Consider the following 19,936-nt stretch of genomic DNA (forward strand, 5'->3'; position numbering starts at 1 on the left):
CGGAGAAAGAATTCAGGCGGGGATTGAAACCCCGTCTGAATTCAGGCGACTGAAATCTTCGATTTCAGTCGGGGTCTTAGACCCTTGGGACTGCCGTCCCCGCGTCGCCGCTCTCCCTTGTCACCGCGTCTTCTTCGATAACGACAGCTTCATCCGTCATAACGACAGCTTCATCCGTCATAACGACAGCTTCAGCGTTGGTAACGACAGCTTCAGCGTTGGTAACGACAACTTTAACGTTGCTTATGATTCCTTGAGTGTTAGTAAGAATTTGCCTTCGCTACTTTACGCTCAAGCCGAGCTACTAGAGATTTAATAGCGTTGTGCAAAGCCTTGCTAGTTAAACCTTCGCATATTATGCTAAAAAAATTCGGTCAACCATTTGCCACAAGATCGAATTCGATCGTATATGCCAGAGCATCAATCAAGCTTTCATCCGCCTACAGACCAAGATATTGTCTCTGATGATACCGGGATTTACGATGTTGCGATCGCTGGTGCTGGACCAATTGGCTTAGCAACTGCGATTGGCTTACGCCAGCGAGGGATTGAAAATTTTATTGTTATCGATCGAACACGTGCCTTTCGCCAAGTTGGTCAGGTGTTGGATCTTCTCCCCAATGGATTAAAAGCGCTCAAATCTTTAGATTTTAAAGCCTATGAAGCGGTTAAGAAAACTGCCTTTGGCTTCTTCAATTTTAACCCTGGCAATAATGACAATAAAACTATCGGAGAAGTAGGAGAACACAAACCTCCCAAAACTTCACCAGAATGGGTGCAAAAAAATATTCGTGGGCAGCGGATTAGGTCAATTTCTCTTAGTTATGATGATTGGTTTAAAGATTATGGCGAGGGGCGCGTTTCAATTCCTTGGTACGATTTGCAAACTGTCCTCAGACACCAACTTCCCCCAGAGCGAGTTAAAGCAAATCATTGCTGTATTAACGTTGTAACTGAGCCGGAAGCTGGATGTGTTCGGCTAGATTTTGTATCCGATATAGGTAAAGAAATAAACCCTTATGCCTATTGGGCAAATGACACCCAGCCGCAAAATTTAGAGCCTCCTGCTCAAGTTTCCGAAATCAAATCAATTCGAGCCAAGCTAGTAGTTGCAGCAGACGGAATCAATTCTACAATTCGTCGGGTGCTTTACGCTGATAGCTCATACAGTGCTTTTGCACAACCTGAATACTCCGGGTTTGCCGCAATATCTTGCAGGGATATCCCAGAAATCCCAAACCAATTGCGGACAGAATTGGTGGAAAAATTCTTTGAAGATTCACCGATTGTGACGATAGTTAATGATGAAACAGGCAGCGATTCAGTTGGTTCGGCGACCAGAATGATGTTATTCGGCAGACTAAGGGGTCATCTGGGGTACATCATACACCTGCCTTTGCCTTTAGTTTTGTTAGAGGGTAAGTCAGAAAGTTGCTTAATTGATTTAGCTTTACAGGGATTGGAAAAGGCAGGATTTCCCGATTCAATCAAGCAATTAGTGCGTCTATCTCCTCCTGCCAATATGCGACAGCGTCCGTATTATATTCACCGGGTTACTATTGCGGATTCTATACAACCTGGGGAAAATTCACCCCCCTGGAGTGCAGGACGAATTGTATTAGTTGGTGATGCGGCACATGGGATGCCTCCTTTTATGGCTCAAGGGGTTAATCAAGGCTTTGAAGATGCGCTAGCAATTGCAACGCTGATTGCCAATATTGCTGAGAAAAATCATTGGGATGAGGCGCAAATTATAGCCAAAGCTTTTGAGGAATACGAACATTTTCGCCGTCCGTTGATGGTTTATATCCAAAAGGCAACATTGACGCGGTTTCCCCATTGGTCAGATCAAGCGTTGCAGGAATACAACCAACGGGTTTATTCCCGCCTGACGCCCGACGATCCTATCACCAAAGTTTCTGCGTCAGCTTGAACGTTAGTAACGACAGCTTCAGCCATGGTAACGACAGCTTGAACGTTGGTAACGACAGCTTGAACGTTGGTAACGACAGCTTGAACGTTGGTAACGACAGCTTGAACGTTGGTAACGACAGCTTGAACGTTGGTAACGACAGCTTCAGCCGTGGTAACGACAGCTTGAACGTTGGTAACGACAGCTTCAGCAATCATAACGACAGCTTGAACGTTGGTAACGACAGCTTCAGCAATCATAACGACAGCTTGAACGTTGGTAACGACAGCTTTAACGTTGCTTATGATTCCTTGAGTGTTAGTAAGAATTTGCCTTCGCTACTTTACGATCAAGTCCTAGCTCTAGAGATTTAATCGCGTGCGTTCAGATCGCACCCTACCAAGGCAGCGTTAGACTGGGTTAGGTAGATGACTTTTAACTGATGACTATTTTCACGCTGCGATCGCTCAAAAAAGACTTCGGCATCAAAGAAATCCTCAGAGATGCCAGTTTTAGCCTGGATGAAGGCGACAAAGTTGGACTAATTGGCACCAATGGTTCCGGTAAATCCACCTTGCTGAAAATGATAGCTGGACTCGAGCCAATCGACGCTGGCGATATTTGGGTAAATTCCGGCGCAAAAATTGTCTACCTACCCCAACAGCCAGATTTAGACCCCAATCGCACGGTTTTAGAGCAAATTTTTGCCGATAGTGGCGAAAAAATGGCGTTGGTGCGGGAATACGAGGAACTTTCCCATAAACTGGCCCACGGACAGGGCGATACTGAAAAGTTGATGGCACAGTTGTCTAGCGTGTCCCATCGCATGGAAGCGGTGGGGGCGTGGGAGTTGGAAACCAATGCCAAAGTGGTTTTGAGCAAGTTGGGAATTGCAGATTTTGATGCCAAAATTGGCGACTTATCAGGAGGATATCGCAAACGGATTGCGATCGCAGCCGCTTTGCTATCAGAACCCGATGTGTTACTCATGGATGAACCAACCAACCACCTGGATGCGCTTTCAGTTGAATGGTTGCAAAGTTATTTGAATCGCTTCCGGGGTGCGTTGTTACTAATTACCCACGATCGCTATTTTTTGGATCGCGTAACAAATCGCATTATCGAAATCGATCGCGGCGACGTTTATACTTATTCTGGCAACTACGCTTACTATTTGGAGAAAAAGGCAGAATCCGAGGAATCTGCTGCTAGTACTCAACGCAAACATGCAGGAGTATTGCGACGAGAATTAGAATGGCTCAAACGCGGGCCAAAAGCTCGCAGTACGAAACAAAAAGCCAGAATTGACCGCATCCGCGACATGCAAGCGCAGGAATTCAAACAAGTGCAGGGAAAGGTCGAGATTTCTACCGCTGGTCGTCGCATTGGCAAGAAAGTTATTGAGTTAACTAATATTTGCAAGGGATACAACGGACGGACTTTAATTAAAGATTTCAATTACAATTTCAACCCCGAAGATCGCATAGGGATTATTGGCAGCAACGGTGCGGGAAAATCAACCTTAATGGATATTATTACCGGACGAGTGCAACCAGATTCCGGTACGGTAGAAATTGGCTCTACGATTCACATTGGTTATTTCGATCAGCACTCGGAAGATGTGACGATGAACGAAAACCAACGTGTAATTGAATACCTCAAAGATGTGGCAGAATTAGTCAAAACAGCGGATGGCAGCGTTATTACCGCTTCCCAAATGTTAGAGCGATTTCTGTTTACACCCAATCAACAATATGCCCCAATTAACAAAATTTCTGGAGGTGAAAAACGACGGCTATTTTTATTGCGAGTGCTGATGAGCGCGCCGAACGTGCTAATTTTGGACGAACCAACCAACGACCTAGATGTGCAAACCTTGGCAGTTCTGGAAGATTATTTAGAAGACTTTAATGGCTGTGTGATTGTTGTCTCCCACGATCGCTATTTTCTCGACCGCACTGTAGACAATATTTTTGCCTTAGAACCGGGTGGAAATTTACGTCAGTATCCAGGGAATTATTCAGTTTATTTAGACTACAAGAAAGCAGAAGAAGAGCAACAAGAAAAGGTAGCGCCCGCCAAATCTGAACCGGCAAAATCTTCTAGCGCTGGGGCGCGTAACTCTAGCCAAAATTCAAAATCGGATCAGCCCAAAAAGCTTTCTTTTAATGAAAAGCGCGAATACGAGGCGCTGGAAGTTAAAATTCCCGAAATGGAAGCTGAAAAAGAGGAAATTGAGAAGATTCTCTACAACAATCCTCCCAGTGGTTTTACTGAAGTGCAAAGGTTATCAGAGCGTTTAGCGCAATTGAGTCAAGAAATTGATTCTGCTACCGAACGTTGGTTAGAATTGGCGGAACGGGTGAGTTAGTTGTATATTCCACCACTTGCCAATAGACTTATCCAATAACTCTTGTGGGGTGGGCATTCTGCCCGCCTTTAAGGGTAGTTTTTGGAGAAGTCTAATGCATTTCCCTCTGAAAGAAAGCCTGCACTTGCTCTGCCGATAAGCACAATATCTCAGCAATCTGACTAACTTCCATCCCAGTAGCCAGGAGATTTTGGGCAGCTTGACGCAGTTGAGCTTGTGCTTGTTCTGTATCGGTTAGAAGCCAATTTCCTTCGCGATCGCACCAGCGCAACCAATGACTCGGAACATCCTCAAAAACTCCTGACCAAATGCCCAATCCAATCTTTAAATCCGCTAACCAGATGCGAGGATTATTTGAATTTTGCGACTGTTCAAGATAGCGTCCGCCATCCAATTTGAAATGTCGTAACTGTTGGGTGTAGCGACTGTAAATGATGTAGTGAGGAACTCGCAGGTACTCCTCATAAACCTCAAACTTACTCGGTGGATTTTGACGTGTCAGTCGCGTCGTTTCTATCTCCTCTACCCTATCGACATCATCTGCTTTATTTGATGATTCATTGTAAAACCGTCCCAGATCTTCGCTTTCAGTTCCGGGGGACAAGAATTCTACCACCACATAGGGATGCTGTCCTTCCTGCCAACTCACATAACTGCGGCGCAGATCTGTACCCTCGTATAAACGCGGGACATTAACTACCAAAAACCAATCGGGACGTTTATGCCATAGGGGATGCTTGACATCGTAGTACAGGTTGAGGCCAGAGGCAGTGAAGCAATTCTCGCGGGAGTAGTCGGTTAATCGTAGCGTTCGACTCAACAATTGAGGTTGGAGGTCGTGAAATTCATCGGGCAAACCAGGTTCCTCCGGATCTTCGCTGGGTAGATCGTACATCGTTGGCAATGTCTCTTTGGGCGACTTGGGCGGATCGACTTGCTCGATCGGCGTGTGGGGAATGAGAACCATCACCACCTCCAATGGATTTCAACCTTAATTTAATATTATGCTGCTAGATAACCCAAGTTGCTAGTTACATCCCAAGGCATTGAAACCCGGTTTTTCTGAAACAAGAACTGCGATCGCATTTTTATCAAAAGTTACAATCGCTCCAGCACTCCCCCAATTACTGTGTAAATTCCGTAGACATCCGTACCCCCTAATGGATTTGGTTTATTTCCTAAGCCAACAAAGACTATATTTCCTTGGTCAATAGCACCTGGATCTAAACTACTAAAGTTGACATCGCTGAAAGGAACCCGCGTGTTGGTATCTACGACTGTTTGCAGCATTCCTCCAGCATTGGTATAAATTGCTTGCTGGTTACTACCTTGACCGCCAAATGCCACGATACCGTTATCTATTACAGGTGTGTTCAAGAAAGTAAAATTGCCACCGCCCCCAGGAATCGGGGTATTGGTATCTACAATCTTGCTAAAGGTAAAGCTAGCAGCTTCTACAGACCCTGCTGTTAGCCAACCCAGTGACAAAGTGATCGCCACCATTTTTGAAAGTGGTTTGATTGTATTCGTCAGGAACAGCGATGTCATAAAACTTCCTCCTTCACCCTGTGCTTCATCACAAAGATACAGCTTTGTGAATGTAACTTTCCCCTAATCATCCGGCATAAACCGCAAAGCTAGGATAAAGTTCTGGCAAAGTTTTCGTAAAATTTCTGTAACATTACGTAAATTGTTCGCAAGCGTCTAAATGCGATCGCTTGTTGGCAACTGATTGGAAGCAGGCATTCTGGAACTGTTTGATGCTGTAGGGGCGGGTTTTACCAACCATTCTTTGGAACCAAGAAAGATTTCTAGAACTTACGCAAGTGTCACACATATAGCATGATTTTTTGGTTCGTAGTAGGCACTTTAGTGCCACTGTAAGCGCTTAAGCGCTTACTACAAACAAAATAAATGTGCCAGTTGCGTAAGTCCTGATTTCGTTCAACCCGCCCCGGACGGATATGATATAAAGCGATCGCTTTTACCTATTTCCGTTTTGCCTTCACTGCTCTAGACTCTACTGTAAATGCTGGAATATCTTGCAGTTCAGTATCGCTCAGACTGTATTGTTCGCAAACCAAACTTAGACGAGTTCCGCTAGTTTTAACAGCATTGACAGAATGGGTTAGATCGCCTTGAAAATACACCAGTTTGTTCACCTCTGGCTTAATCTGTCCGATATACTTTTTCTGACAGCGCAGCACCAATTCTCCCCCTTCTAAATTCGGTGGAACTTGCACGTAAAGCACGCTGACTACTAGGGGAGGTTCTACTGTTTTACAATAAGACCTTAAAGAGCGATCGATATGCGGATCGACGCGGGAACCTTCCTGGAGTAACAGCGGATTGAGGTAGAACGCATTGCACGTGGGTTGTAGTGCTTGGTCTAAATAGAGTTTGAAGAAGGGAAATCGTTTTTCTACTTCCCCAATTTCCGAACGTTGAAACACTACGGAAAACCCTTTAGTGCCAATAAAGTCGCGGTTGAGGTTGTTGATGGCAAGATAAGGACAAGCCAGAATTTCTCCGCGCAAATCGTTGAGGTAAGCAATTGGGAAGGCGTTGGGATGTTGATGATAGTAATTCAAGGCATTTAAGCGGCAATCGTATCACCAAAGTTTCTGTGTGGATCTCTTTTCCGAGAAACCCGGTTTCTGATCCTATCACCAAAGTTTCTGCGTGGATCTCTTTTCCGAGAAACTTTGGTGTTTGCGTAAGTCTTGAGACACTTACCCAGAACCTCGTCGTACACCCATACAAAAAAGCTGTTGAGCAGATATTCAGAATTTTAAATCCTGCTCAACAATTCTAATGGGATAAATCGTCACGGTAACGATTTCTACCGTTCCATCCGGTGTTTGTTTTATTTCAGTAATCTTGTGACGCGAACGTCGTATTCAATGCCTAGTGGATGTTCGTTTCTGGCTTGGACTCGCGCCATGCCGTCGGCTTTAGCTTTGGATTCTGCATCGATTTCATACCTTGTCGTCCCGCAGCGAAAAGCATTGGTCTTTGGTTCAGTGCATTCTTTAATATCGACCAATACTTCATATGTGTGAACCATTTGGGGCCTCCTCGTTCAATGTGCAAACGAATAGGATACACGGATCAGTATATGAACGCGCAAAGGTGTAAATTCTCAAACAATACAATTCTTATTAACTCTTTATTTTCATTTAATATTGTGTATATTAATTGATATAATCAGGACTTACGCAAGGGCGTTAGTATCACCAAAGTTTCTGGCGGCGAAGAAACCCGGTTTCTTTGTACGCAAGGGCGATCGTAGAAACCGGGTTTCTTGCTGCGAGGTTTTTCAGAGAAACCCGGTTTCTGGGCGTAAGTCCTGATAATATGCTCAAAATGGCGCGATCGCTTCGAGTTGAAGCATCTGTCCAGATTGCGGATGCTGGAAGCAAAGTTCCCTGGCGTGCAGATGTAACCGATTAGCAACAGCACGGGATCCATAAAGTCTATCTCCCAAAATGGGCATCCCAAGTCCTCTCGCATCCGCCGCATGAACTCTCAACTGATGAGTGCGTCCTGTTAGCGGCATAAACTCAACGCGAGTGCAATCTCCCTCTCGCGCCATCACCTGAAAGCGAGTCACGCTGGGTTTTCCATACTGCCAATTGACTTGCTGGTAAGGGCGATTTTCGGGATTTCCCCACAGAGGCAGTTCTATCACACCTCGGTCAGCGGTTAAAGTATCGGAAAGCACCGCTTCATAAACTTTGCCTACCTGCCGTTGTTGAAATTGCTGGCTAAGTTGGCGATAAGTTTGTAAATCGCGAGCTAGTAGAAGAATACCAGAAGTTTCTCGATCCAACCGATGCACGGCAGTAAGCGAATTGCCATCCGGTAACAAATTACGCAAGCGACTGAGAACGCTGTCTTGATTTTCAAAATAACGACCGGGAACTGATAGTAACCCAGGGGGTTTGTTGATGACAATTAACCATTCATCTTCATAAAGAATGGGTAGCATTTGCTCAGTTCCGCCAGTTCCGCCATTTTTGCCAGTTCCGCCAGTTCCGCCAGGGAATAAATTCCCCAGCGAGTAGCTGAAGTCGGTTAAAACCGACTGAAATTGAGGCTGATTAGTCGGTTTGAATGAACCAGCAACTAGAGGCAGATCCTCCATGTTCTCATTCCCAGGCTCAGCCTGGGAATGAGGTGTGGGAGGTTCTGGCTCCCCATGATTGAAAATGGTGCAAGATGTCAAATTTATTTCCTGGCGGGCTGTTGATTGAGAGACAATATAATTAGGCGACAATCCTGATAGCAGAAACCCCATCAATGGCTGACAGCGATCTGCACAAGCACCGTAGAATTCACCCTGAATTTTGTCACCATTGGCACAGGACGACCCCCACCAAAACTCTGCCATCGCCAAAGGTTTTAGATTCTGCGTTGCAGCATAGTGGAGCAATTTTGGGGCGCAACAATCACCCGTTCCAGTTGGCAAACCTCCTGGCATTAATTGTTGAAGCGATCGCGAGTTCCCTAAAAAATTCATCATAGTGTAAGCTGCGTGCATCTGCGCCTGGAGTTGGCGGGACAGTTCTTTTCGTTGTTGTTTCAGTTCCCTCATCCGTCCATCTGCTGCTGCAATTAATTGCTTTAGTGGCTGTAATGCTTCATCTCGTTGGCGTTTGAGTATTCGTCGCTCAATTCCATCTTGGCGACTTTCTTCATCGAGTTGTTCGAGGGCAACTTTAAGCGTTTCTCCAGTTAGCGTTTCGCAGCATATCTGACGTTTTTCCTGTCGTTGCTGCTTGCAATTTTTATGGCGCAAGCTGAGTGCTTGCAACCGCAATTCAAACTCGCGAGATAGGGTTTCATACTGCTGTCGTTGTGGAAGTTGCTTAAGGGTAATGAGTTCCTGTTTAATAGTTTCTAATTCGGTCAAGGTGCGGGCTTCATCTAGGGCAACTTGTTCCCGCCCTGGAATCGGCGGTACCCAGCCTGCAACGACGCTGGAACCATTTAGCAGCCCGGAGAAGGCTTTGAGTATCCCTTGTGCGCCAGAAGGCTGTTCTACCAGCAATACGCCATACATCTTGCCCTCGCGGGAATAGCGGTCATCGGTGGCGAGGTATTGCATTAAACTATAAGCGATCTTTTCTACCAAACGAGTGCGGGGTAATCTCAGCAACTCGCCAGTTTGAGGACACAGCGCTTCATACCAATAGGTGGGAGATAAGTCACTGACTGCACAATCCCAGTCGATGAAATCTGAAAGTGGGTGCAAAAGTACCATAAATAAAAGGTATGATTTCTATTCTGTATATAAAACTAGATTAAGCAAAAATTAGAGTGTTGTGATGCTCCAAACTAACCAAAAACTCACTTTCCCCACAATGGGATGCGGCACTTGGGCATGGGGAAACCGACTGCTCTGGGGATACGATGAAAGCATGGATAACCAGTTGCAAGCGGTTTTTAACCTTTGTGTCAGCAACGGCATCACCTTATTTGATACAGGTGATTCATACGGAACTGGGCGATTAAATGGGCGCAGCGAGCAACTATTGGGACAATTTTCTCGGGAATATCAAGGTGCAAACAAAGAAAATATTTGCATTGCCACCAAGCTAGCTGCTTATCCCTGGAGATTAACCCGCAAGTCAATGGTATCCGCTGGTAAATCTTCTGCTCAACGCCTGGGAAAAAACGTCGATTTAGTGCAAATGCATTGGTCTACAGCCAATTATGCACCTTGGCAAGAAGCAGCGCTTTTAGATGGTCTTGCTGACCTTTACGAGCAAGGATTAGTTAAGGGAGTCGGCTTATCAAATTATGGCCCTAAACGGCTCAAATGGGTGCATAAAAGATTTTCCGAACGACGCGTTCCCATCGCTAGCTTGCAAGTTCAATACTCGCTACTGTCTACTTATCCAGTCACCCAACTAGGTTTGAAAGAAGTTTGCGATGAATTGGGGATAAAACTGATAGCCTACAGTCCGCTAGCCTTGGGTTTATTAACCGGAAAATACTCGCAAAAAGGGCCATTCCCAAAAGGAATTCGCTCTCTATTGTTTAGGCAGCTATTGCCAGGAATAAGCCCGCTTTTGGCATGTTTGGGAGAAATAGCTCAATCTAGGAACAAAACCCTCTCCCAGGTAGCAATTAACTGGTGCATTGGTAAAGGAACCATTCCCATCCCTGGAGCGAAAACAGTGGAACAAGCGGAACAGAATATAGGCGCATTAGGTTGGCAATTAGATACTGGCGAGATGGCAACTTTGGATAAAGTGGCTGCGAGTCTTACTAAAAAAATGGTGCAAAATATATTTCAGACTCAGTGAGAACAGTTGGGGCAACAATCAAGAGGTTGATATCAGTTCAGCAATAAGATCTTCAGACATAAACTGCTTGAAATCTAAAATTTCAATCAGTACTAACTTTTCATCGTTTGAGTAATGAAGAATGACTTGTCCTTCATCTTCTGCATACGCGATCGCATCCTCCGATAGCTCAATTAGAAGCGCATCGACATCTTTGCTATACCTAACTCTTTTCATAACGGCTTTTCCTACCTGGATACAGTGTAATTACAAGAATGAATGCCTCGTATTCTCGATAGACAACCCGTAGCACCAAGTTTTCATTAAGCTGTTTTTGTGCTGTGATTTTCTCGCCTTCTCCCGCTTCTTGTCTATCGGGAAAACGAATGGTTTCAATAATAAATTATTGAGCAATTATCATCCCCCTTTGGCTCAACAGAGAAATTTTGAACAGGGCATGGTCACTAAACTGAATTTCCTTTGACATCGCTTAATAGGCAGATAGATAGCTAGCTTTCTCACCGTTTAATTCCCTTAAATCGTTCTTTTGCTGTCTGAAATGCTTCTTGCATTACCGATTGAATTTTCTTCGGATCGGGTTTCTTTCCTCCCATTAAATCGCCAAAATAAACGCAGGCAGCTTCCCCTAGCGACCATGTATAAGCACCTGCCCAAGATGCGGCGATGACGCTGCCAAAACCAGGGATAAATTTGATTAATTCTCGTCCAACTGCTTGAGCAAAAAAACCTCCGCCAATCGCACTCACAACTCCCCCAGCTTGGGAGGGGGTCAGCGTCTGCCCGTATAATGTCCCCAGTACCCCTACCATCGAGCCTTGCAACGCAGTCAGTACGGGCATTGTGGCAAATGGCAGGGGAACTGCGGCGAGGGTAGCTGCCATGATGCTAAATGCTAATACGTAACGCCGCCCCACATCCCGGTAGAGGTTGCCAATTTTTTCCCCTGTTTCTTTATCTAATAATTGATGAATCGCACCTGCTTCGGCTTCGGGGAGTAAATCTGCTAAAGTATCTCGCAAGGCTTCTAAACCATAAAATACGGGCGTGTAGGCGTCTTCTTCTAGGGTAAAGTCGATTAAAACCGAGCGATTATACAACCCTTTAAATGCTTCTTCTATCGCCGCAAAGGCTCGCTTCACTTCCTCATATTCTGGTGGATAAGCTGGATGATTTTCCGTCCCGTGTGGATAAATTTCATGCAAGCAAGTCACTGCTAACAAACAGGGAATATCTGGATATTTCTGTCGCAATTTTTGGGCTATTTGTCGCAGGGTATCGGTGGCGAAATCGTTAATTTTAACTGTTAAAATCAGGACTCTCGCACCGCGACTATTCTGTTGCAAGTCTCCTATCAGTTCTTGAATAATTGCCTGAGTATCAAGATTGACATCTCCCAGTCCAACTGTATCGGTAAAAATCAGCAACGGCAGGTCACTCGAAGGATAAGCATAGCGTTCGGTATGTTGCGTGTGAGGACGAAAACCCTGCCCCACAATTTCTGCGGAAACTCCCGTCAATCCCCGCACAATTGAACTTTTCCCCGCTTGAGGTTTACCAATTAAAAGCGCTTCCGTAGTTGGCAATTCTGCCCGCACAGTCTCTAAAATCTCTGCAACTTGCTCTTCAGAGACGCTAAACCATTGAACCACCGTTTGTGCGACTTGTTCTACGGGTAAAAGTTGCGTCAAACGTGTCGTTGCGTTGTGCCAAACACCCGCAATGCGGTTTTTCCAGATATCATTTACCGGCTTAGTTTTTTTTTCACTATCACGTTGCTCAGTCATATCATTTTCGCTTGCATCGCAAGTGTATAGTAGGGGCGGGTTTTACCAACCATTCTGCCGCAACACGAAATATTTCGTTAAACCCGCCCCTACAACCATGAAAGATAACCTGGTTATGCCCCTTTTACCAACTTCCGTTAGATTGAATTTCACAGCACTTATGCAGCAACTCTATATATGGTGGTGGTGGTGCCGTACTCTCGTCTAACGCACCCTACATTTAACACCAATCGGCAATCTTATATCCCCGCAATGGTAAAAGCAGCCCAGTGGTATGGATGGGCAAAGGGAGGTTGGGATGAACTCATTTTAGCCGTATCTCTTTGCAGGACGTTCGCTTCTGTTCTGAGGTATTCGCTGATACTGGGCGCGTTGTCGGCTAATTGGGTGGCTAGGTCTTGATACCATTGTGCCAGTTCGCTGTAGGTGAGGGCGCGCAGCCATTGCTGTGCTTGTTTTAGGGCGGCTGCTGGGGCGACGCCTACCCCGATCAGTCGGTAGAATTCAATCGTTAATAAGCCACGGGAAATCGCTTCTACCGTCCACAAAGTACTTACTATATTAGTTACACCACGGCTGAGGAAAGCACTGACTAAACCGACGAATTCGGTCGCGTTCGCGCCGCGTGCCGTCAGGCGTATCGCACTCTTACCAGTTACGCCGGTTTCACAAGCCGATAGGTAAACCAGTTGGTAGCTGTTAAGGTAAAGGCGGCTAATATCTTCCAGAGTTAATTGGTCTGGGTAGGCTAAAGCTAGGGCAGATTGACCCGGTATTTTGGGGCGATCGCTCGCATTCCCGGTGTAGTGAAAGATACCGTATCCCGAGGAAAGCGCCGTGACAACCCGTTCTTTAGTAGCGATCGCATCATCTATCCGCGTCGCATTCTCGAACATCTGGGTAACAACGGCTGCCTCAATTTGGCTATAAACTAACGCTTGCGCCCCTTCCCGGTGGGGACATTCGACGCACAGCAATGCTGTCGTGCGTTCCCGATCCGATGCTGGCGGTGAAATTTGTCCCAGTCGTTTTAAGGTTAAACCGATTTGGGCGCTGGGCAGATAGGAAATGATGAAACGATCCCCAAACAGGGCATGGAGGGGCAAGCGGTGCAGGTCGCGGTGAGGAATTAAAATTAAGTTTTTGACATTTGCCGGTATTTGTGATAATATATCCGCCACATTCAGGATAACCGCTAAATTATTCAATTTTTCGATTAAGTTACCGCGCCACCTACTGGTGGTGACCTCTGGCTGTGGTTCCAGGTGGCGGTCTTCCTGATATTGTTGATCCCAATCTTTGACCCAATTATCGAATTCGCGCCAGCGTTGCACTGGTATTGGCAGTTCTTCCCCATTGGCGGGTGTGACTGCGCTTTGGACGAGGGGTTGTTGACTGTCGTGGGTGATAACGAATGTGGTGAGGGTCGCGGGACTGAGATGCCAGTAAATAATTGCGTTTGAAGGGTTTAGCAGTTGTTGTAGGTCGTTCCAGGTAGGACTAGGAAGATCCTCGTTCCAATCACCCAAAAACCAGTTAAAGCAGGCATTTTTGCCTTTTTCTGCCAGTTCGAGGGCTTGGGTTAATTGCCCAGATTGCACGGCTAAATCTACCATTAACTGGTGAAAGCCGATCGATTGAATCAGTACGGGAATACCAAGAATACCTGATTGTTCTTCTTGATCAATTAAACGTTCAAGCAACTGGGAACCGCGTCCTAGTTCTTGTGCTTTTTCGACTTGACCTAAACTCAAATAAGTTCGGATTAGGTCTTGCAATACTTGTAAGTGTCCTAGGGGCGATGCCGATGGGGTGAGGGTATTGAGGGCAAGTTCGTACTCGGAAATGGCTTTGCGCCAATAGTCGTGGGGGTAAAGCGCCCAGCGCCCTTGATCGTAGTAAGCATTGCCTTTAGCGCGATGCAATTGACCCCAACCTTCGGGTTGGGTGGTGGATTGGATGTATTTTAATCCTTCGTTAAAGCTGGCGATCGCATCTTCAAAGCGTCCTAATTCCGCTAAAGCTTGTCCCCGGTTATTCCAAGCCCAGTGTGAGGTGGGTTCGATTTGTAACACGCGCTCAAAAGTGGCGATCGCTTCTTCATATCGTCCCAAATCTGCTAAAGCGACGCCTCGGTTACTCCAAACTGCACTGGCATGGGGATCGAGTTCTAAAGAGCGGTCGTAAGAGGCGATCGCACCTTTCGCATCTCCAGACGTTTGTTGTTGCACCCCTAAATTAAACCAGCCATCCGCCGTATCCGGTTCTGTTCGATCGATCGCCGCCGATTTATTAATCAATTCCTGAATAATCGCTTGCGGATCTGTGGCATCAATTTGCAGTTGAGCAGCAATTTGCTGAACTAAACCTTGGTCTTGCTGTAACAAATCGAACAACTCATCGAGGGTAACGGGTTGAGGTTCTAGGGGTTCTTCTTCCTCGATGGGTGGTTGTATAAGTGGGGGTGGCGACTCTTTGGGCACGGTTACGGGTGGTCTGGTTTCCCGCAGCAGCAACTGCATTCCAATTTCATAGGCAGTATTTCCCAAAGGAGTGGTAATGAGTTCGCCTAAGCGCACCATCCTACTTGCCAATTCGTTATTGGGTGCCGGAGATGCGAGCAACCTTTCGCCAAAGCGATGCAACCAATTTGTCCATTGTTCCTCGGTAATGCGCGCTTGTAAATCTACCAGAAACTTGGAAACCCTTTCTTTAGGCCAACCATGCGCCACACCTTCCAATAGCTGCATCAATAAAAACTCGTAATCTGCATCTCCCAAAGGAGGTAGATTAGCCTGACTCTGTGTTGTTGTGGCAGAGGATAAGGAAGCTCTTCGCCGCCTTCTTTCTGGGGTATCCTGTCCCAACAAGCGCCGAAACCAACTAGCGATCGCATCCCATATCCGCCTTAACATTTATCACCCTTTCCCATGACACTGCATTCTGATTGTAGAGAAACATCGATACCCCTCACCAGGATTTTTTTGTCTTCTCTAGGCCCAGAGGCGATCGCCGATGTCAGGGATCGTTTGTCCTTTGCGATCGATCTCAAGGCGATTTGTTCTGGTTTGCTAGAATTGACAGGCAGTTGGGCAATAAGCCAACAAGCTTCAACTCAATCGTGTCGAGATAAATTTTTTTCCCCATAGTGAACCACTTTCATGAGAGGAAGGCAACTATGAGTATTACAATTCCTGACGATATTTTAGCTGCTACTCGCATGACTGAAGCAGAAATGAGACAGGAAATTGCAGTCATGCTCTTTCAAAAGGAGAAACTTACCCTGGCTCAAGCTAGTCGATTTGCAGGTATGAATCGCATTGCATTTCAGCATTTGCTTGCGAGTCGTCAAATCCCCGTTCACTATAACGTGGAAGACTTTGAACAAGACATTAAAAATCTCAGGGAGATGGGCAGACTGTGATTATCGTCAGCGATACTTCACCCATCAATAACCTGGCAGCCATTAATCAACTTCATCTTTTACGAGAACTTTACGGCGCTGTTATTATCCCCCCAGCTGTTTACCGAGAATTGACCGCTCCGGATTTCCCAGTAGCAGGTGCAACTTCCGTTCAAACCTTTGGCTGGATTCAAACTTGTCAGGTAAATAACCGTGCGGTATTTGAAGCACTGCAAAACGAACTGGACATTGGTGAAGCTGAAGCGATCGCTCTAGCCTTGGAACTACAAGCGGAACAAATCCTAATTGATGAACGTTTGGGTTCTATTGTTGCTGCTAGGCTAAACCTCCGATCCACAGGAATTTTGGACATTTTAATCGAGGCTAAAAGTCAACAATTAATTTTGGAGGTGAAACCTTTGTTGGATGCCCTGATTAACCAAGCAGGTTTCTGGGTTGCTGAACCTTTATATAACAGCGTTTTGAGGCTAGCTGGTGAGAGTTAATTCCAGGACTTACGCACGACGAGTGTATAAGACTCTCAGATAAAGCTCGTGTTATGCTTTGAGCCTGTCCGAGGAAAGGTATTATGACTGCTTTTGTACAAGAACTCCTAAACACCTTTGATCCCTTGACCGAACCAGAGCGACTTACGCTTGCCTTGGCAATTTTGCAGCGGGTAATTAATTTAGAATTTCCGCCTTTATCTGACGAAGATTTAGTCCTGAATGCTGAAGGACTTTTTCTAGAATTAGATAGACAAGAATCCCAAGAATCCCAAGAATCCGCTTATGAGTAGCCCCGATCGTGGAGAGTGGTAGGGGCTAAGGCTAGAGGAACTTTGTGCTGGCGACAAAACTGACTTTAGCCTTAGCCCCTGCAATAACCGAGGAACTTTGTGCTGGCGACAAAACTGACTTTAGCCTTAGCCCCTACAATAACTGTGTTGCACCCAATTGAAAACTGCTGTAATTCCGATGCAACCGGAATCCATATTACACACGATTGCAACAGCCACCCCGCTACTACATTGGTTTTAGCGCCTCTGCTTGTTTAAAACTAGCATCTGCCTCATCATTCCGTCCTAAGTTACTCAGCGCTATGCCTCGGTTATACCAAGTTTCGTAGCGCTCCGGTTTGTATTCTAAGGCTTTATCCCAAGAAGCGATCGCTTCCTCATACCTCCCCAAATTCCCTAACACCAAACCCCGGTTAAACCAAGCTTGATGATCTTCGGGTTTAATTGCCAAAACTTTATCGTAACTCTCAATTGCTTCCAGCAGACATCCCATATATCCCAATACCACGCCTCGGTTATACCAAGCTTGGTGATACTTCGGTGAAATTTCCACAGTTTTATCCCAAGCTGCGATCGCTTCTTCCCTCCGTTGTAGTTTAGAAAGGGCATTTCCCCGGTTATTCCAAGCGTCTGATTTATCTGGTTTGAATTCTAAAGCTTTGTCGTAGCAAGCGATGGCATCTTGATAGCGTTCTAAGTGAAAAAAAGCATTCCCCCGGTTGTACCAGATTTCTGGCGCGGTCGGTAGAATACCTAAAGCACGGTCGTAGTATGCGATCGCACCGCTATAATTCCCAGCATTAAATAGCTCTATTCCTTGTTGGAACCATGTTTCCACTTGTTGAATCGGACTAGTTGTCTCTTCTTCCGCCGCGCCTGGGAACGTTTCTGCGAGTCGTTGGCGCATTTCCCTACCAATATCCCCAGCAACAGAGCATAATTCCCCGCAGTCAATTTCGCCCAATTGTACCATCCGCCTTGCCATGTGGCGGTTTGGCACTGGCGGTGCGAGTAATTGTTCCCCATAACCGCGTAACCACGCCACCCAGTCGGCTTCCTGACTGCGATGGGAAAGCGCCCCTAGCGCCCTTAAAACCTGCACTCGCCCCCACCCGCCTTCAACGCCTTCAAGGATTTGCGTGAAAAAATGTTCGTATTCCCTTGGCGTTAGGGGTTGATTGTTTGATTTTCGGTTCAATTCCGGATGTTGGGGCGATTTGTTCGCCTCAACCGCAGGCCGAAACCATTTTAAGAGCGATCGCCTCACCGACTCTATCATCTGTTGTATCCCAGGGTCGCATTCATCCCAAATTTTATCGAGGTTTTTCCGCAGAAACTGTCGATTTTTACCGTTAGCGATCGCAATTTATATTGACATCGATGAAACAACCCAGCGAATCCCATTCACCAGATAATATCCTCCAGTCAGAATTAGTAGCCCCCCAGCCAAGGCTAAAATTCGCTCCGAGTATTGCAACAAAACGCGGGTTTGCTTGGCTAACCCCGCAAACAGACTCGCCAGGAAAATCACCGCCGTGTTGCCCAAAGCATAGCAAACCATTGTCAGCATACTTTGTAACCCAGACCCCGTCGCAGCGGCAGCAGTTAAAACCGCAAATAAAACCGGACTGCTACAGGGAGAACTGACCAAAGCAAATGTTAATCCTACACTATAAGCGCCTAAGCTTGAAGGCAATTGCCGGTTAATTTGGGGTAAAGGTAGATTGAGCCACCCGAATAAGTTCAATCCCATTACCAACATTACCAAACCCACTGCTACCTCTACATAACCCCGGTATGAAAACAGCGCCGCGCCGATTAAGGAAGAAAATAAACCCAAACAGCTGAGAACCGTCACCACGCCCAATACAAATGAACCAGCTTTGACAAAGGCATCTTTACGCGAGGTAATATCCAGAGTGCCGATATAGCTGAGATTCACCGATAGTAAAGCTAGTTTGCACGGCGAAATGCTGGCAATTAAACCTCCCACAAACGCCAGTAAAAGTAGGAGTGACGAGTTATTGTCAGGGTTTTTACCTAACCATTGGTGATAGCTACTTTCCAGTTGGAAAACCAAGTGTTGCAGCGGTTGGAATATGACGTTCCAATCGATCCAACTAACAGCCAGAATTAGTAAAAGCGTTCCGGCGAATAGCAATCCCGGTAGCAATCGTTTGCTTAGATTGCGTTTATCAAAACTTTTAGATATCCACTTAGCCAGCGTCATAATTTTAATGCGTCCGCGCCGAAATCGTTTTTTTTTTCACAATCTGTAGGGACACGGCATCAATTATCTTTGCCCGAGCTTGCCAAAATTTTCGCTTGCCGTGTCCCTACCCACTATCTTTGCACTCCTGAACCATATTTTTCCCTTGCCTTGTTTCTGCTTAACTCAATTTGCTATCCTTCTCAAAAAAGCCGTTAATGGCTAATGGCTAATGGCTCAATCAGGAAAAATGCTATATTATTCATCCAATTACCAATTAGCAATTAGCAATTAGCGCTATTTATTGACTTCTAAAATTGCGAGAACCTTTATAACCAGATATATCTGCCAGTTGATTTAAAGTCTGCATTCCCCTGTACTGCTGCCCGTTAATTTCCCAAGTAGGAAACCCATTTACATTCGCTTGGCGGCATAAATCGGGTCTGCCATTTTCTCCTCTGGGATCGCACTCGATATAGGTAATTTGCCTAAAAGCTTGTCTGCCAAATAATTCTTTCTGCCTAGTACAATAAGGACACCAGTAAGCCCCGTACATTTTAGCGCCTCGTTGTTTCAAATGTTCAGCCAATGCAGTTTCTGCCGCTCCAGAATTAGTGCTTATTTGCGAGTTTCTCCCTTGAGAAACAAGCGAATTTGATGTTAAACCGGATTGGATGGGGACTTGCTGTTGGGCATAGGCAACAGTGCCTAACGCGGTTACTACTGCTGCCAAAGACCAGATAATAGTTGTCGATTTCATAAAGTCTGCCTATTTAGTTATTTTAAATTGTGGTATTGATTCAGCGGATGGTCAAGCTACTGAACTAGGTAGTTGACTTTTGGATAATTTTGTGGTAAAAAATTGGCGATGGCGCAACAAACCTGGTTGCGGTACCACAAAACACAATGGCTCGTTAACAAATGCCCCATCCGTCTATAGGGTGGGGATGGATAGCAACCAAAAAATAACCTGAGGGATAGGGAATCCACACAATCTACGCTATATTATGTTATCAGCAACTTCTGATGATGATAAATGCTCAAGGCGTATAAATACCGCATTTACCCCGATCAAGACCAGCAAGTATCTCTGGCAAAGTCGTTTGGGTGCTGTCGTTGGTATTGGAATTACGCCCTTTCTTTG

21 protein-coding genes are annotated in these 19,936 nt (G+C 45.8%); 9 read left to right on the forward strand and 12 right to left on the reverse strand.

Annotation, left to right across the window (positions count from 1 at the left end; translation table 11 throughout):
- Together ACE1CM_RS47475 and ACE1CM_RS47480 are read left to right on the forward strand one after the other, a co-directional pair.
- The coding region (locus ACE1CM_RS47475; RefSeq protein ID WP_374886610.1) for a hypothetical protein at window positions 1-316 on the forward strand (316 nt) is incomplete at its 5' end.
- A gap of 93 nt (window positions 317-409) precedes the next feature.
- Window positions 410-1,933 (forward strand): FAD-dependent oxidoreductase, encoded by a 1,524-nt coding sequence (locus ACE1CM_RS47480; RefSeq protein ID WP_374886611.1) that lies wholly within the window; start codon window positions 410-412, stop codon window positions 1,931-1,933.
- Here the strand turns inward: ACE1CM_RS47480 and ACE1CM_RS47485 are convergent.
- Window positions 1,879-2,172, reverse strand: coding sequence for a hypothetical protein (locus ACE1CM_RS47485; RefSeq protein ID WP_374886612.1), 294 nt, complete (start codon window positions 2,170-2,172; stop codon window positions 1,879-1,881). The two genes, ACE1CM_RS47480 and ACE1CM_RS47485, sit on opposite strands and share 55 nt — an antisense overlap.
- A gap of 182 nt (window positions 2,173-2,354) precedes the next feature.
- Between ACE1CM_RS47485 and ACE1CM_RS47490 the strand changes: the two genes are divergently transcribed.
- Entirely contained in the window at window positions 2,355-4,283 is a 1,929-nt protein-coding gene (locus tag ACE1CM_RS47490) for an ABC-F family ATP-binding cassette domain-containing protein (protein ID WP_374886613.1), read from the forward strand.
- Between the two features lie 91 nt (window positions 4,284-4,374).
- Here ACE1CM_RS47490 and ACE1CM_RS47495 read toward each other — a convergent pair whose 3' ends face one another.
- From ACE1CM_RS47495 to ACE1CM_RS47515, 5 genes are all read right to left on the reverse strand, one after another.
- Window positions 4,375-5,250: a Uma2 family endonuclease gene (locus ACE1CM_RS47495; RefSeq protein ID WP_374886614.1), complete on the reverse strand. Its 876-nt coding sequence runs from the start codon at window positions 5,248-5,250 to the stop codon at window positions 4,375-4,377.
- Window positions 5,251-5,381: 131 nt separating this feature from the next.
- The gene (locus ACE1CM_RS47500) at window positions 5,382-5,831 is read right to left on the reverse strand and encodes a hypothetical protein (RefSeq protein WP_374886615.1); all 450 of its coding nucleotides are present in this window, start codon (window positions 5,829-5,831) and stop codon (window positions 5,382-5,384) included.
- A gap of 440 nt (window positions 5,832-6,271) precedes the next feature.
- Entirely contained in the window at window positions 6,272-6,874 is a 603-nt protein-coding gene (locus tag ACE1CM_RS47505) for a 2OG-Fe(II) oxygenase (RefSeq protein WP_374886616.1), read from the reverse strand.
- 275 nt (window positions 6,875-7,149) lie between these two features.
- Window positions 7,150-7,350: a hypothetical protein gene (locus ACE1CM_RS47510; RefSeq protein WP_226582285.1), complete on the reverse strand. Its 201-nt coding sequence runs from the start codon at window positions 7,348-7,350 to the stop codon at window positions 7,150-7,152.
- Between the two features lie 294 nt (window positions 7,351-7,644).
- Window positions 7,645-9,549 carry a pseudouridine synthase gene (locus ACE1CM_RS47515; RefSeq protein WP_374886617.1) on the reverse strand — a complete coding sequence of 635 codons (1,905 nt, stop codon included), beginning with the start codon at window positions 9,547-9,549 and terminating at the stop codon, window positions 7,645-7,647.
- Between the two features lie 64 nt (window positions 9,550-9,613).
- Here ACE1CM_RS47515 and ACE1CM_RS47520 point away from each other — a divergent pair, with 64 nt between their 5' ends.
- Entirely contained in the window at window positions 9,614-10,597 is a 984-nt protein-coding gene (locus ACE1CM_RS47520) for an aldo/keto reductase (protein WP_374886618.1), read from the forward strand.
- A gap of 18 nt (window positions 10,598-10,615) precedes the next feature.
- On the opposite strand, the gene ACE1CM_RS47525 is transcribed toward ACE1CM_RS47520, so the two are convergent.
- From ACE1CM_RS47525 to ACE1CM_RS47535, 3 genes are all read right to left on the reverse strand, one after another.
- Window positions 10,616-10,813 (reverse strand): DUF2283 domain-containing protein, encoded by a 198-nt coding sequence (locus ACE1CM_RS47525; RefSeq protein ID WP_374886619.1) that lies wholly within the window; start codon window positions 10,811-10,813, stop codon window positions 10,616-10,618.
- Window positions 10,814-11,094: 281 nt separating this feature from the next.
- The gene (locus ACE1CM_RS47530) at window positions 11,095-12,381 is read right to left on the reverse strand and encodes a YcjF family protein (protein ID WP_374886620.1); all 1,287 of its coding nucleotides are present in this window, start codon (window positions 12,379-12,381) and stop codon (window positions 11,095-11,097) included.
- Between the two features lie 239 nt (window positions 12,382-12,620).
- Entirely contained in the window at window positions 12,621-15,296 is a 2,676-nt protein-coding gene (locus ACE1CM_RS47535) for a CHAT domain-containing protein (RefSeq protein WP_374886621.1), read from the reverse strand.
- 69 nt (window positions 15,297-15,365) lie between these two features.
- Between ACE1CM_RS47535 and ACE1CM_RS47540 the strand changes: the two genes are divergently transcribed.
- The 4 genes from ACE1CM_RS47540 (at window position 15,366) to ACE1CM_RS47555 (ending at window position 16,583) form a co-directional block, all read left to right on the forward strand.
- The gene (locus ACE1CM_RS47540; protein ID WP_374886622.1) at window positions 15,366-15,530 is read left to right on the forward strand and encodes a hypothetical protein; all 165 of its coding nucleotides are present in this window, start codon (window positions 15,366-15,368) and stop codon (window positions 15,528-15,530) included.
- Between the two features lie 29 nt (window positions 15,531-15,559).
- The gene (locus ACE1CM_RS47545; protein WP_374886623.1) at window positions 15,560-15,805 is read left to right on the forward strand and encodes a UPF0175 family protein; all 246 of its coding nucleotides are present in this window, start codon (window positions 15,560-15,562) and stop codon (window positions 15,803-15,805) included.
- A complete protein-coding gene (locus ACE1CM_RS47550; RefSeq protein ID WP_374886624.1) occupies window positions 15,802-16,290 on the forward strand; it encodes a DUF3368 domain-containing protein in 489 nt (162 codons plus the stop codon). Before ACE1CM_RS47545 ends, ACE1CM_RS47550 begins: the two co-directional genes overlap by 4 nt.
- An 83-nt stretch (window positions 16,291-16,373) precedes the next feature.
- Window positions 16,374-16,583 carry a hypothetical protein gene (locus ACE1CM_RS47555; protein WP_374886625.1) on the forward strand — a complete coding sequence of 70 codons (210 nt, stop codon included), beginning with the start codon at window positions 16,374-16,376 and terminating at the stop codon, window positions 16,581-16,583.
- Between the two features lie 226 nt (window positions 16,584-16,809).
- On the opposite strand, the gene ACE1CM_RS47560 is transcribed toward ACE1CM_RS47555, so the two are convergent.
- The 3 genes from ACE1CM_RS47560 to ACE1CM_RS47570 form a co-directional block, all read right to left on the reverse strand.
- Complete coding sequence (locus ACE1CM_RS47560) at window positions 16,810-17,862, reverse strand: tetratricopeptide repeat protein (RefSeq protein WP_374886626.1); 1,053 nt, start codon at window positions 17,860-17,862, stop codon at window positions 16,810-16,812.
- A gap of 87 nt (window positions 17,863-17,949) precedes the next feature.
- Window positions 17,950-18,813, reverse strand: coding sequence for a cytochrome c biogenesis CcdA family protein (locus ACE1CM_RS47565; RefSeq protein ID WP_374886627.1), 864 nt, complete (start codon window positions 18,811-18,813; stop codon window positions 17,950-17,952).
- Between the two features lie 280 nt (window positions 18,814-19,093).
- Window positions 19,094-19,552, reverse strand: coding sequence for a glutaredoxin family protein (locus ACE1CM_RS47570; RefSeq protein ID WP_374886628.1), 459 nt, complete (start codon window positions 19,550-19,552; stop codon window positions 19,094-19,096).
- A 276-nt stretch (window positions 19,553-19,828) separates the two neighbouring features.
- On the opposite strand from ACE1CM_RS47570, the gene ACE1CM_RS47575 reads away from it, so the two are divergent.
- A partial coding sequence (locus tag ACE1CM_RS47575) for a helix-turn-helix domain-containing protein (RefSeq protein ID WP_374885700.1) occupies window positions 19,829-19,936 on the forward strand: 108 nt, incomplete at its 3' end.

This window comes from Microseira sp. BLCC-F43, from assembly GCF_041929235.1.
Taxonomy (GTDB): Bacteria; Cyanobacteriota; Cyanobacteriia; order Cyanobacteriales; family Aerosakkonemataceae; genus Microseira.

What these genes read in the sequence shown, in the direction of transcription:
- ACE1CM_RS47525 (WP_374886619.1), bottom strand. Translation starts at nt 10,813, where the DNA reads ATGAAAAGAGTTAGGTATAGCAAAGATGTCGATGCGCTTCTAATTGAG.
- ACE1CM_RS47480 (WP_374886611.1), top strand. Translation starts at nt 410, where the DNA reads ATGCCAGAGCATCAATCAAGCTTTCATCCGCCTACAGACCAAGATATT.
- ACE1CM_RS47495 (WP_374886614.1), bottom strand. Translation starts at nt 5,250, where the DNA reads ATGGTTCTCATTCCCCACACGCCGATCGAGCAAGTCGATCCGCCCAAG.
- ACE1CM_RS47515 (WP_374886617.1), bottom strand. Translation starts at nt 9,549, where the DNA reads ATGGTACTTTTGCACCCACTTTCAGATTTCATCGACTGGGATTGTGCA.
- ACE1CM_RS47560 (WP_374886626.1), bottom strand. Translation starts at nt 17,862, where the DNA reads ATGATAGAGTCGGTGAGGCGATCGCTCTTAAAATGGTTTCGGCCTGCG.
- ACE1CM_RS47545 (WP_374886623.1), top strand. Translation starts at nt 15,560, where the DNA reads ATGAGTATTACAATTCCTGACGATATTTTAGCTGCTACTCGCATGACT.
- ACE1CM_RS47565 (WP_374886627.1), bottom strand. Translation starts at nt 18,813, where the DNA reads ATGACGCTGGCTAAGTGGATATCTAAAAGTTTTGATAAACGCAATCTA.
- ACE1CM_RS47490 (WP_374886613.1), top strand. Translation starts at nt 2,355, where the DNA reads ATGACTATTTTCACGCTGCGATCGCTCAAAAAAGACTTCGGCATCAAA.
- ACE1CM_RS47530 (WP_374886620.1), bottom strand. Translation starts at nt 12,381, where the DNA reads ATGACTGAGCAACGTGATAGTGAAAAAAAAACTAAGCCGGTAAATGAT.
- ACE1CM_RS47535 (WP_374886621.1), bottom strand. Translation starts at nt 15,296, where the DNA reads ATGTTAAGGCGGATATGGGATGCGATCGCTAGTTGGTTTCGGCGCTTG.
- ACE1CM_RS47570 (WP_374886628.1), bottom strand. Translation starts at nt 19,552, where the DNA reads ATGAAATCGACAACTATTATCTGGTCTTTGGCAGCAGTAGTAACCGCG.
- ACE1CM_RS47500 (WP_374886615.1), bottom strand. Translation starts at nt 5,831, where the DNA reads ATGACATCGCTGTTCCTGACGAATACAATCAAACCACTTTCAAAAATG.
- ACE1CM_RS47520 (WP_374886618.1), top strand. Translation starts at nt 9,614, where the DNA reads ATGCTCCAAACTAACCAAAAACTCACTTTCCCCACAATGGGATGCGGC.
- ACE1CM_RS47555 (WP_374886625.1), top strand. Translation starts at nt 16,374, where the DNA reads ATGACTGCTTTTGTACAAGAACTCCTAAACACCTTTGATCCCTTGACC.
- ACE1CM_RS47485 (WP_374886612.1), bottom strand. Translation starts at nt 2,172, where the DNA reads ATGATTGCTGAAGCTGTCGTTACCAACGTTCAAGCTGTCGTTATGATT.
- ACE1CM_RS47510 (WP_226582285.1), bottom strand. Translation starts at nt 7,350, where the DNA reads ATGGTTCACACATATGAAGTATTGGTCGATATTAAAGAATGCACTGAA.